The 13,423-nt window shown below is 42.3% G+C and carries 10 protein-coding genes; 8 read left to right on the forward strand and 2 right to left on the reverse strand.

The features are described 5' to 3' along the window. The first annotated feature begins 19 nt into the window (after positions 1-19). Together P162_RS06610 and P162_RS06615 are read left to right on the forward strand one after the other, a co-directional pair. Positions 20-991 carry a radical SAM protein gene (locus P162_RS06610; protein ID WP_051907808.1) on the forward strand — a complete coding sequence of 324 codons (972 nt, stop codon included), beginning with the start codon at positions 20-22 and terminating at the stop codon, positions 989-991. Positions 992-1,107: 116 nt separating this feature from the next. Then, complete coding sequence (locus P162_RS06615; protein WP_031426467.1) at positions 1,108-1,608, forward strand: pyridoxamine 5'-phosphate oxidase family protein; 501 nt, start codon at positions 1,108-1,110, stop codon at positions 1,606-1,608. Between the two features lie 98 nt (positions 1,609-1,706). Here the strand turns inward: P162_RS06615 and P162_RS06620 are convergent, their stop codons facing one another. Both P162_RS06620 and P162_RS06625 read right to left on the reverse strand, forming a co-directional pair. After that, positions 1,707-4,664 carry a glycoside hydrolase family 3 N-terminal domain-containing protein gene (locus tag P162_RS06620; protein WP_241077740.1) on the reverse strand — a complete coding sequence of 986 codons (2,958 nt, stop codon included), beginning with the start codon at positions 4,662-4,664 and terminating at the stop codon, positions 1,707-1,709. A 2-nt stretch (positions 4,665-4,666) separates the two neighbouring features. Next, positions 4,667-5,815, reverse strand: coding sequence for an acyltransferase family protein (locus P162_RS06625; RefSeq protein WP_031426469.1), 1,149 nt, complete (start codon positions 5,813-5,815; stop codon positions 4,667-4,669). A gap of 198 nt (positions 5,816-6,013) precedes the next feature. Here P162_RS06625 and P162_RS06630 point away from each other — a divergent pair, with 198 nt between their 5' ends. From P162_RS06630 to rsmA, 6 genes are all read left to right on the forward strand, one after another. Beyond that, entirely contained in the window at positions 6,014-7,285 is a 1,272-nt protein-coding gene (locus P162_RS06630) for an ROK family protein (RefSeq protein WP_031426470.1), read from the forward strand. A 29-nt stretch (positions 7,286-7,314) separates the two neighbouring features. Further along, positions 7,315-9,252 (forward strand): glucosamine-6-phosphate deaminase, encoded by a 1,938-nt coding sequence (gene nagB, locus P162_RS06635; protein ID WP_031426472.1) that lies wholly within the window; start codon positions 7,315-7,317, stop codon positions 9,250-9,252. Positions 9,253-9,266: 14 nt separating this feature from the next. Further along, positions 9,267-10,229, forward strand: coding sequence for an N-acetylmuramoyl-L-alanine amidase (locus P162_RS06640; RefSeq protein WP_241077741.1), 963 nt, complete (start codon positions 9,267-9,269; stop codon positions 10,227-10,229). Positions 10,230-10,400: 171 nt separating this feature from the next. After that, positions 10,401-12,185: a tetratricopeptide repeat protein gene (locus P162_RS06645; protein ID WP_051908025.1), complete on the forward strand. Its 1,785-nt coding sequence runs from the start codon at positions 10,401-10,403 to the stop codon at positions 12,183-12,185. Between the two features lie 12 nt (positions 12,186-12,197). After that, positions 12,198-12,515, forward strand: a complete 318-nt coding sequence (locus tag P162_RS06650; RefSeq protein ID WP_031426475.1) for a DUF4286 family protein — start codon at positions 12,198-12,200, stop codon at positions 12,513-12,515. A gap of 48 nt (positions 12,516-12,563) precedes the next feature. Next, positions 12,564-13,421, forward strand: coding sequence for a 16S rRNA (adenine(1518)-N(6)/adenine(1519)-N(6))-dimethyltransferase RsmA (gene rsmA, locus P162_RS06655; protein WP_031426476.1), 858 nt, complete (start codon positions 12,564-12,566; stop codon positions 13,419-13,421). The last annotated feature ends 2 nt before the right edge of the window (positions 13,422-13,423 follow it).

A 13,423-nucleotide genomic window follows, 5' to 3' on the forward strand; every position in this document is an offset into this window, starting at 1 on the left:
TGTTCTAAAAATAAATGTTATGAAAAGCAATTTTGAAGAGTATTACTGTATTTACTGGGTGTTTACGCAACTTTGCAACGATCACTGCGACCATTGTTACAACAACAGCGGGCCGCAGGGAACGCGCATTTCCGAAAAGGACTGTATGGCAATCATCGGTAATTTGCCCAGTGGTTTAAAGCAGATCATTTTAAGCGGCGGCGAACCGCTGGCTGACAAGAAATTGTTGTACGCGATTCTGGATAAACTGGCTCAAAAGTATAAAAACAAACTTTTTGTCACGCTTCAGTTTAATGGCGATTTACTCAATCCCGAAGTGCTGCAAACATTGATTGAAAAGGGGGTTGATCGTTTTTCTATCGCAAGTATAGATCGCTATCATAAAAAGCAAGGTGCGCGCAAAGAAGAACTGTCAGGTTTATTTGAAAGCAAAGGGATCGAATTTGTGGAAGGCCAACCTAAGATCACTACCGAAGCCAAGGAAAAGGATATACTTTCCAGACCACTTTCCTACGGATTTTTTGGCGCTACCGAAGATATGTGGCTGGGCGGAAACTGGGCCCGTGGCCGTGCGCTTGAAAAAGATATTTGGTTAAAAGATGGCACGCACAACTTTTGTGCGATCCATTCTGGCGCGCGTGGGTTTCTGGGGCATGAAGATGCTAACGTAATGCAGGAACTTTCTATCCAGTTATGGAAGATCAATCCCTGCTGCCCAGGCACAAAAGTGCCTATGGGCGACGCCCGCAAAGAAAGGGTTTCTGAAGTTCTGGAACGTATGTCGAAACACGAAGTGATGCAAAAACTCAATAAAGGTGACATTTATGGCGTGGGAGAAAGCATCGGTATTTCAGCAAAAGAAGGACTGCAACGTGCCATCGAGACCGGTAATGTATGCCTGTGGTGCGATGCGTTTTTCGGAAAATATTACGACATGAAAAAACAGGAACCTAAAACAGCGAAAGTCTATACGCAAAAACTGGATATCTAAAGACTGTTTTAAAAATTAAGTGAATCATTAAAGTATTCTTAAAGATTAGCCTCAGGATTTGAAAACCGTTAATTGTTCTGAAATAAAGTAGTACTTTTCATTAAAAATAAGAAACTATGTCTACTAAGAATCTATTCAGCAAAGAGGCGAAAGATAAAATTAAAGAAATGGCAGAATCCATTGATTTTACCATGATGGCAACTGATCTAAAAAACACTCCTTTTCATACCGTGCCCATGAGTACCAAAAAGGTGGATGATATGGGTTCTGTATGGTTTTTGAGTCTAAGGGACAGCGAACATAACAGCCATATAAAAACTTTTGGGGATGTACATTTGACCTACAGCGATCCTTCGGGAATGGAATTTCTTACAATATACGGTACTGCAGAAATACGCACCGAAAAAGTACTTTTGGAAGAATTTTACGGGAAAACAGATGATAACTGGTTTGATGGTGTAAATGATCCCAACCTTACCGCAATACAGGTTAAACCGCAAGAGGCGCATTACTGGGAACCGAAAAGCGGCAAATTTGTAGCGCTTTTGAAAATGGGCGTAGGCGCCGTGACCGGGAAAAAGCCAGATGTTAGCAATGAAGGTGATTTAAAAGTTTAAAATGCTTAATTAGGTGTTTATTAAGAAAGCCCCTGAATTTTTAAAAATTCCAGGGGCTTTTACATTTTAAAGGCAATTCTTCGGTTAGTTATGTAGTTTTATTCCATTGCATCATATAAAACCTGCTGAATCTGGGTACGTGTATTTAAGAAATAAAGCCTTGTATTCTCTCGTGTGGGCAACACACGGTTAGAAAGAAAAAGATACAATAAATCTTTTTCAGGATCCATCCAGACCATGATGCCCGTAAAACCGGTATGGCCGAAACTGGCTTTGCTTGCATCCTCTGCCGTATTGCTATCCACTTCCTTATATTCCAGATAAGGCTTATCAAAGCCGATGCCGCGGTAATTGTCATTTTCGGGAAATTGTACCGTGCTCCACTCTTTTAAAGTTTCTGGATCAATATAGCGCTCGCCGCCGTACGCTCCCATATTTAGGTACATCTGCATCAGTTTTGCCAGATCGTTTGCATTTGCAAAAAGGCCTGCATTTGCTGAAACGCCTCCCATCATTATCGCTCCTTCATCGTGTACGCTGCCATGAATGGGCTCATGCCGAAATTGATAATCATGTTCTGTGGGAACGATACGGTTCAGTTTAAATTTTTCCGAAGGATTATACCCTAAGGTCACCGCACCCAGTTTGTCATAAAAGTGTGCATGAATATAATCCTGAAAATCTTCGCCGGTGATATTTTCAACAATAGTGGGCAACAGATAAAACGCCAGACCGGAATACTTATATTTTGCTTCCGGCAGCAAAGGCGATTTTTTAATCGCTTTAAAAATTTTCTCTTTGTAGTTGCGGTGCAGCCACATTTGATCATTTACTTTAGTGGGAAAACGCCGCGAAGAGTCCTTTTTAAACGTGTACCACTTGTAACTACCATTCTCGCGCAAGGTATTTTTCCAGTAAGGAATCCACGGTTGCAACCGGGCCTGGTGCGTTAAAATCTGCCGGAAGGTAATGCCAGCCTTGTTGGAGTGTTTAAAAGAGGGCAAATAAGCGTCAATTCCATTATCCAGATCGAACTTTCCCTCATCACTCAGTTCCATAAGTGCTGGCAGCGCGGAAGATATTTTTGTTACCGAAGCCAGATCGTACAGATCAGTCTTTTTTACTTTTACCGTATCACTATATTGATGCAGCCCGTAGGCTTTGTGAAAAACCACTTTTTGATCTTTTGCAACAAAAATTTGTCCGCCGGGAATGGCTTTCGCATCCATCGCTTGCTTCATCAGAGAATCTATACGTTTATGCAACACTTTAGAATGCATCCCGGCATCTTCGGGCAACGTGTATTTAAAACGCAGACCGCCCTTTACGTCCATTCCGTCGCCACTTTTAAACTTCTCTCCCACACTTACCGGTAATTTCCCGGAAGCATCGATGCCGCCAAAAATAAGTTGGGCAGCCAGTTCCTCCGTGGTTTCAGAATCCTGATACGCTACAATGAGCACAGCAGAGTTTTCAATACCTTCCAGTTTATTGAGCACATACGGATTTTTGAAAATACTGAATAAGGTATTTTTCTTTTGTGAAATAGCCTCTATAAACTGTTGCACTTCCGTGGAAATACGCAGGCTGTTTTGAGGCCTTAGGCTATGATCGTGCAGGCCTATAAGCACCACATTGTATTCCTTGAGCTGCTTCATAAGCATTTTGGTTTCTAAACTTCCTGCCTGCTCGGGAAGATTAAAGTGCCTCACTTTAGCATACAGATCAAGCGATTGCTGAAAAGTTGTTTTTTGATCCCTGCCTATGGATAGTGATGCGATTTTAAGCGTATCTAGTTTGCGTAGGGGAATTAAATTTTTGTCATTTTTAAGCACGGTAAGCGAAGCTTCCACCAGGTTGCGGTTGAGCAGTTGCGCTTCGGGGGTGTATAGTTTTTCAACCAAATTTTCAGTAGGCAACGGCTTGTAGTTGTTAAGGCCTACCCATTGTTTTACGGCGAGTATTTTCCGACAGCGCTCATCAATTTCCGCTTGCGATATTTCGCCGTTTTTGACCGCTTTTTCAATTTCTTTAATCGCTTTTGCTACGTTTTCGGTAAATTCAATCAGGTCATTACCAGCGACCAGCGCACGTTTGTCAACGACACCTATTTCATTCCCTACGGTTACGCCTTTCATGTTCATAGCATCAGTAACTATAAGTCCCTGAAAACCCAGTTTATCCTGTAAAATTCCAGAAATTATGGGTTTTGAAAGGGTCGACGCAACTCCAGTACTATCCATCGCCGGGATATTTAAATGCGCTACCATAACGCCACCCACGCCCGCTTTTATGAGGGCTTTAAAGGGATAAAGTTCCAGCGAATCGAGCCGTTGCGTAGTGTGGTTGATCTGTGGCAAACCGTAATGGGAGTCCGTCGCGGTATCCCCGTGGCCTGGAAAATGTTTTGCGGTGGTAAGCACTTGTTCCTGTTGCATTCCCTTCATGTAGGCAATTCCCTTTTTTGCCACATTCTCCTTATTTTCACCAAAAGAACGGTAATTAATCACCGGATTATCTGGGTTGTTGTTTACATCTACCACCGGCGCAAAATTGAGTTGCAATCCCACGTTTTTGAGTTGGCGCGCAATCTCCACGCCCATATCCTGTATAAGTTCCTCTCCTTGTATCGCGCCCAGTGCCATCTGGTAAGGAAAACTCATCGTACTGTCCAGGCGCATGCCCAGCCCCCATTCTGCATCAGTAGCGCCCAACAAAGGTACCTGAGAAGCTGCCTGGAATCTATTCATCAATTTTACCTGGTTTACCGGACCGCCCTGCATAAAAATAATGCCTCCTATTTTATGGTTTTTAATGAGATCCAGGACCGGCTTATCATTTGTGTTTTCTGGAGTGGAATACGCAGGAAGCATAAATAACTGCGCGATACGCTCTTGTGGAGTTAAGGTCTTTACTATTGAATCTACCCAGGCACTGTGCGTATATTCTAAAAATACCGGTGGCGTTGAGGATTTTTCTTGTGCAAAAACGCTAAAAACCGGCAAAAACAACACTAAAATACCCCAAAAACCGGCAAATCTTGTCAATTTATTCAAAATCATACTTTTATATAAATTTTATTTTTATCAAGTATATACCCCAGCAGCCACATCAACAGCACATAGCTTACCGCAAAGGCCAGGGAAGCGTTATATGGAGTCAGCCAACTTAAAAAAAGATTTTCATAAACCAGTCCACTAAGTGATTGCCCTCCAATTTGCAGTAACCCCATAAGTGTGATCACCACACCAGACATTATGTAGATAAACAAAGGGTTTCTCCCAAATGCTTCAAAAAAATAAGTCCAGCTTTTTTGCTTCGCAATTTCCAGAATGTAGATAAGGGCAGCCAGGATTACCAAATCCCAACCCGTACTGAAAAGAACATAGGAGCTGGTCCAAATGGGCTTGTTGATGGGGAAGAAAATATCCCATAATAGGGCAGTTATTAACAAAAAAACACCTGAAATCGCAAGATTTATGATCGTTTTTCGGGTATTTCCCCACTTCTGAATAAAAATTCCCGCTGCGTAACCGGCGATCACATTTACCACTGCGGGAAGCGTACTCAAAATTCCTTCAGGATCAAAAGCAATCCCGTAACCCTGGTAAAGATTTTCTGAGGGAAATAAAAAAAAGTCCAGTTTTAACGCTGCGTTATTCTCTAAACTATAAGGTGCGGGATGATCTCCAAAAAACCAGAGCAGCGCCCAGTAGCCCAGCAGTATAAGTACACTAACGCTCATTGCTTTTTTTAAACTCAAATAATGCAACAGCAAAGAAGCAATACCATAACAAAGTGCGATGCGCTGCAAAACACCCATAATACGCATAATACGGACTTCCGTAAAATCTATAAAATGAAGGCCATCATGGGCACGGTAAATAAATGGAAACGCATTGAGCAAAAAACCAATAAGAAATATTAGTCCTGTACGCTTAAAAACCTTGCTTAAAAATGCACTATTTGAACGGTTTTTATACTTTTTAAGACTAAAACTCGCTGCGTTTCCTATCACAAATAAGAAAGTAGGAAAGACCAGATCTGTAAGGGTAAAGCCATGCCAGGCCGAATGTTCAAAAGGGGCGTAAATGCTTGCCCAACTTCCGGGGGTGTTTACCAGAATCATAAGCGCAATAGTCATCCCGCGTAGTACATCGAGCGCAAAATAGCGTTGTACTACAGGTGGTTGATCATGTACATTCATTTGATCGTGTTTAATTAAATAAATTCTGACTTTTATATCTAGACTTCCTAAAGGTATAAATTTTATATAAATAAATAATCTTTTATAAAAATTTATAAAAAGTATTTTTGTTCTACCTTTTTTTATTTACATTTATTTTTCGATCAATATCTTATCAGGAGAACAATCGAAAATATTTTGATTTTTAGAAAAATCACCATGACGGCATCCTTAAACGACTTCTTATTAAATGAACAGCAGGTGCTGGAAATTGGTAATGTAGATCGTAAAAAATATCTTCAGAAATTAAGGATAATAAAACACTTGTTTTTAAACGGCGATACGTCCAATGCAGGGATTTGCAGTAGATTTTCCTTAAGCCTTCCAACATCTATGGGGCTGATCAACCAACTTTTATCTGAGGGTATGATCGCAAAAAAAGGACAGGGCAAATCTGAGGGTGGCCGCAAGCCTGACCTCTACGGCTTAGTTGATGATTCGTTTTTTGTCCTCAGCATTCATATTGGTCGGTACGGTTTAAAACTGGCTCTTATTGACAATAACCACAGACTTATAGCTGAAAATTCGCTCTCCCTGGATATTTCAAAAGCTTTTGATATTGTTGATATATTGCATGAAAACAGCCTGGAACTTCTCAAAAATGCGAACCTTGATTTAAAACAGATCATGGGAGTGGGCATAAGTATGCCCGGACTTGTTTCTACTCATGAAGGGAAGAATTTTACCTATTACCTAAAGGAACAGGAACCGGAATCCCTTCGGGAAAAACTGGCCCGTAAATTTGATAAATCCATCGTTATCCTCAACGATGCAAAAAGTGCCTGTCTTGCGGAATATCGTTTTGGCCAGGCAAAAGATAGAAATAACGCACTTGTCATATCCATGGATTGGGGCATAGGACTGGGCATTATCATGGGAGGAAAAATTCAGGATGGTGCTTCGGGTTTTTCGGGCGAATTTGGTCATATTCCCTTCACTGATGACGGTTTGTTATGTCATTGCGGCAAACGTGGCTGTCTGGAAACAGAAGCTTCAGGCCTGGCGCTGGTTCGCAAAACCAAAGAAGGCCTGCAAAAAGGTCAGATCTCAACATTAAGTGACCTTTCCGAAAAAGATTTCGATAAAATGGATCCTACCATGGTGATAGATGCCGCAAACAAAGGGGATCAATTTGCCATTAACATGCTCTCGCAACTGGGTATAGACCTGGGCAAAGGTATTGCGGTTCTTATTCAGTTATTCAATCCAGAGATTATTGTTTTAGAAGGTAAAATCGCCGAAGCCAAACAATTTATCACCACGCCCATTCAACAATCGATGAATACGTATTGTATGATACAGCTCAAGGAAAAGACAACTATCGCACTGTCTGAACTTGGCCCAAACACAAACCTCTATGGAGCTACTATTGCAGCCGTGGATGCGGTTTTCAAAACGCAAATGGAACTCTTGAAAAATCAAATAAACTAAACGATCAGAATACATCTTAACCTACTATTATGGCTCGATTAAACTTTTTAGAAGAAACCAGATTTGAAAAATTACCCGTTCGCGTGTATGAAAACGAAGACACCGCCTCAAAAAAAGTGGCAGCGCGTATTGCAGCGATTATTCGGCAGAAACAGGACAGGCATGAACATGCGGTGCTGGGACTTGCGACGGGAGCCACACCGGTAGATGTCTATAATGAGTTGGTACGCTTGCACAAAGAAGAAGGCCTGAGTTTTAAAAACGTGGTTACCTTTAACCTGGATGAATATTATCCTATGCAACCCGATGCAAAGCAGAGCTACGTTAGGTTTATGGATGAAAACCTATTTGATCATATAGATATAAAAAGAGAAAATATCCATGTGCCAGATGGTACACTCGACAAGGCGGATATAACTAATTATTGTTTGGCCTACGAACAGAAAATCTCTGCAATAGGTGGCCTCGACCTTCAGGTATTAGGTATAGGTAGAACGGGACATATTGGTTTTAACGAACCAGGATCTGCACCTAATTCCGGTACGCGCCTAGTCACCTTAGACGACCTGACACGTCGTGATGCATCCCGTGATTTTGGCGGAAAGGAAAATGTGCCTACCAAAGCGATCACCATGGGAATTGGTACCATATTCAAGGCGCGTGAGATCATATTAATGGCGTGGAGCAAGAAAAAAGCGCCCATTGTCAAAAAAGCGGTGGAAGGAGAAATCTCAGCGAGCGTACCAGCAACATACCTCCAACTTTCTGATAATGTAGAATTTATACTTGATGCGGATGCCGCTTCTGAATTGACCCGTTTTAAAATGCCCTGGCTGGTTAAAGATTGTGTTTGGGAAGAATCCCTTATCAAACGTGCGGTTATCTGGCTTTCAAACAGCTTGAACAAGCCTATTCTTAAACTTACGGAAGAAGATTACAATGCGCACGGCATGGCACAGCTCGCCACCGAAAAAGGTCCGGTTTATGACATTAATATTAATGTTTTTAACCTTTTACAACACAGTATCACAGGATGGCCCGGCGGGAAACCAAACGCTGACGATTCCCAGCGACCAGAACGTGCAAAACCTGCCATAAAACGTTCCCTGATTTTTAGTCCGCATCCTGATGATGATGTAATTTCAATGGGAGGAACTTTTATCCGTCTTGTTGATCAGGGCCATGATGTTCACGTGGCCTATCAAACGTCTGGAAATACGGCAGTCTGGGACACAGATGTGCTGCGGTATATGGAGTTTGCCATAGATTTTAAAAAGAGTGTAGATGAAGACACGCAGAAGCTCACGGAGATCTATGAGAACATGCGCACGTTCATCAAAGAAAAACAGCCCAATGATATTGACCTCAAGGAAATTCAGGAGGTAAAAGGTTTTATCAGAAAATCTGAAGCCATTGCAGGCGCGCGCTATGCTGGTCTAAAAGACAAAAATATCCACTTTATGGCGCTTCCGTTTTATGAAACGGGAAAAAAAGTAAAGAGCCCGGTTACCGAAAAAGATGTGGAACTTACCATTAACCTTCTTCAGGAAATTAAACCCCAGCAGATTTTTGCAGCAGGTGATTTTGCTGATCCACATGGTACGCACATCACGTGTTTCAATATAATCCTGGAAGCCATGAACCAACTGAGAAAAACAGAATCCTGGACTAAAGATTGCTGGTTGTGGATGTACCGCGGTGCATGGCAGGAGTTTGAGCAGCACGAGATAGAAATGGCCGTGCCCCTTTCCCCACAAGAGGTTGAACAGAAGAAGCACGCGATCTTTCAACATCAATCACAGAAAGACCGCCCTGTTTTCCCTGGCGATGACGAACGCGAATTCTGGGTACGTGCTCAGGAGCGCAACAAGGAAACAGCGGTGAATTATAACAAGCTTGGCCTTGCAGAATACGAAGCTATGGAAGCTTTTGTACGCTGGAAGTTTGACGAGGATACAAACGAATAATTTAAGCATTGATGATGATGAATGCCACAACTGGTTTAAAAATTGGCTCAAAAGCCTTACTAATGGGTGTTTTTTGCTGTTTATTGACCGCTTGTGGCAATCCTTACAGTAAAACTAACCGCTTATATAAAAAACAGGCCAGGCGCTACGCGCAACAGTTGCGACCGTTACCCACTAACAACTCCCTGGACACCAGTCTTACCTACGGGGAATATGTGGTGGGTACAACTAATTTTAATCTTAGAAAGCCAGATTATTTGGTCATTCACCATACCGCACAAGATTCCCTGCAGGAAACATTGCGCACGTTTACTCTGCCACATAAAGAGGTAAGTGCGCATTATGTGATAAGCGATGCTGGGAAAATCTACCACATGCTCAATGATTACTATCGTGCCTGGCATGGTGGCGTAGGGCAATGGGGCAACAACACAGACCTCAACTCCTCATCCATAGGGATTGAACTTGACAATGATGGTTTTGAGGTTTTTTCTGATGCTCAGATCAAAAGTTTACTGGCATTGTTGAAGGATCTAAAAGTAAAATACAAGATTCCTGCCATGAACTTTATAGGCCACTCTGACATTGCGCCTTCGCGGAAAGTTGATCCCAATGCAAATTTTCCGTGGGAAAAACTGGCTGACGAGGGCTATGGCTTATGGTATGACAAAGACGCTGTGGATAGTTTGCAAATGCCTCCAGCGCCTCTAAACAAAAGCGCCCAACAGTTAGTAGACACATTTCCGCTGGATATGCCCCTGACGAAAATAACTTTTCTGGATAGGCTGGTTTTTCCGGATGTCCTTCCGGCAGATTTTAATTATATGGAAGCCCTCAAAATTGTTGGCTACGATATTTCAGAACCACTCGCTGCCATACAGGGATTTGAACTTCATTTTATTCAGGAAAATATTAATGGCGTACTTGATCATTACGATCTCAAAGTACTTTATAATTTATACAAGAAGTATTTATAAAATTAAGGGTTTACTTTAGCGCATTTTGGATTTTAAATCAATCTACAGCCAACTAAAACATACATTCTAACCGAAGTTATTGCTTGTGCATGACCATCCTTCGGTTTAAAATTATGGTTTTATGGGAGAGCCGCTTTTAAAAGGTTGGTTATCTTTACACAAAATCATCCGGTGGCACGTCCCTTTTTAATTTTACTGCATTTTTTTGCGATCGTTTGCGCTTTTGGTCAGAATGACCAACTCGCACGCAATTACCTGCAACAGGGACAGTATGAAAAGGCGGCCGCAACCTACGAGATCCTGCTCAAAAACCAGCCAGGCAATCCCACTTACGCACTGGGTGCCGTAGAAGCTTACCAGCAACTAGAAGCTTATGATAAAGCTTCTCAATTACTTTTAAACGCCCTCAAAACCGGCCGGCCCCTGCCCCATTTGCAGGTGGAACTAGGTTACAATTACCAGCTGCAGCAAAAAGAAAAAAAGGCAGACAGCCTTTACAAACAAGCCATTGCTGAGGTTCAAAACAATCCAACGTATGCATATACCGTGGGTCGTACCTTTGAAGAACACACGTTATTAGACCAGGCAATTACCACGTACAAAACCGCCATGAATAGCGAGGGGAACTTGCTTTTTGAGATACAATTGGCGCGCATTTATGGAGAACAAGGAGATATTGCACTCATGCTCAGCACCTATATTGACCTCATCGCGCGGGATAATAAATTTTACATGTCCGCGCAGCGTAATTTTGCTCAGTTCATCACAGAAAACCCTGAAAACGAAGCCAATCAGATTTTCAAAACATTGCTTATAAAACGCTCACAACAAGAGCCCAATCTGCTATACAACCGCTTGCTGAGTTGGCTATTCATACAACAAAAAGAATACGGGAAAGCTTTCGCCCAGGAAAGGGCAATATTTAAACGCACTGATGATGACATGCAGGGCGTGATCAACCTAGCGTCTATAACACTGGGCGCTGACGAGCCTGACGCGACAAGGGAAATCCTTGAATTTATTATTGCCGAAACTGCGGATACCGGGATAAAACTTTCGGCACAGCAAAAACTGTTGGAAATTCGTGTAAATGGGGCAAAACCTACCGATTTTCCTTCTATAAAAGCCGATTTTGAGCAATTATTGACAGAAAATGGCAAAACCGCACAGACCTTGAGTTTACAGGTTGCCTACGCGCATTTTCTGGGTTTTCAGATGGATAATAAAGCGGAAGCCGAAGATTTTTTACAGGAAACATTGAAGTTGCCACTTTCCCGATTTCAGGAAGCACGCGCAAAGATGGAACTTGCAGACTTATTAGTGCTGGAAGAAAAATTTGGTTCTGCCCTGCTTTACTATACCCAAATTCAGAAAAAAGTAGAAAACGATGTGCTCGCGCAAGAAGCACGTTTTAAGGTTGCCAAAACGAGTTATTACAATGGCGATTTTGAATGGGCTCAAACACAGCTCAAGGTTTTAAAAAGTTCGGCCACGCAGCTTATTGCTAACGATGCGCAAGAGCTTTTTCTCCTTATCGCAGATAATTCCCTTGAAGATTCTACCCATACGGCCCTTAAGCTTTTTGCCCGGGCAGACCTGCTCGCTTTTCAGAACAAAACAGTGCAAGCTATGGAGACCTATGCGACTATTTTAACAGATCACAAAGGGGAATCTATAGAAGACGAGGCGCTGCTGGCACAGGCAAAACTGTATGAGAAGCAGCAAAATTTCGCAGAAGCGGAAAAAAATTATCTGAAGATCATCGCTTATTACAAAGAAGATATACTTGCTGACGATGCCTATTACAAGTTGGCCATGTTGTATGAAAATCAACTGCAGCAACCCGAAAAAGCAAAGCAACTTTACGAACAGATCATTTTTAACCACGCAGACAGTATTTACTACGTAGATGCGCAAAAGCGCTACCGTATGCTGCGTGGCGATATTTTAAACTAAGAGAACAAGATTATGATTATTTATAATGTTACCACAAATGTGGAAGAAAGTATACACGATGAATGGCTGCAATGGATGCGGGACGAACATATTCCCGCCGTACTTGCCTCCGGAAAATTCAGTAAAGCGATAATGACGCGCGTACTGGTAGAGGAATCTATGGGCGGCATCAGTTATTCTACCCAGTACACGACAGAAAACAAGGCAACGCTAGAGCGTTACTATAGCGAAGATGCACCTGCATTGCGCAAGGACGCTGAGCGTTTTGCGGGAAAATTTGTTTCCTTCCGCACAGAACTGGAAGTAATCACCGAACTGCACAGCGAATAATCCACACTATTACAAACGTATTCCCTCACTCCTAAAAAGATCATTTAAATGAATAAAAACAAGCGTTTTAGTGTCAAAAACAACGCGAAAAGTGAGAAAACGGGCGTACGTGCAAAAAAACACCTCGGCCAGCACTTTCTTAAGGATGAAAATGTGGCGCGCGATATAGGAAATACGCTCACTTTAAAAGGCTATGATCGCATTCTTGAAATAGGCCCCGGGATGGGCGTACTGACTAAATACCTCCTTGAACGTTGCAAAATGGTAACGGCCATGGAACTGGATTCTGAATCTGTGGTGTATCTCAACCATAGCTTTCCGCTAGAGCATCCCAGCCTTGCGGAGCGGTCAAATTTAGAAATCATTGAAGCAGATTTTTTGAAATTTGACCTTGACCCTATTTTTGATGGACAGCCTTTTGCAATAACCGGTAATTTCCCCTACAATATTTCGACGCAGATTGTTTTTAAAACCTTGAAATACCGTGACCGCATTCCAGAATTTACGGGCATGTTTCAAAAGGAAGTGGCGCAACGTATCTGTGAACCTTCAGGCAGCAAAACCTACGGAATTTTATCTGTCCTGGCGCAGGCTTTCTATCATGTGGAATATTTATTCAGCGTTTCACCACAGGTTTTTGATCCTCCGCCCAAAGTTGAAAGTGGTGTGATACGCTTAACGCGGAAAGAAGATCACGATAAGCTGGGCTGCGATCCTGACCAACTCTTTAAAGTGGTAAAAATGGCCTTCCAGCAGCGGCGCAAAACCTTGCGCAACAGTTTAAAACAACTTGACCTCCCAGAGGAAATTCGGGAACAGGAAATTTTCAACCTGCGCCCGGAACAACTTGATGTGGATCAGTTCGTCGCATTGACAAATCTCGTCATAAACGGCAAAACCAATTAAAA

The sequence above is a fragment of the Flavimarina sp. Hel_I_48 genome, from assembly GCF_000733945.1.
Lineage (GTDB): Bacteria > Bacteroidota > Bacteroidia > Flavobacteriales > Flavobacteriaceae > Leeuwenhoekiella.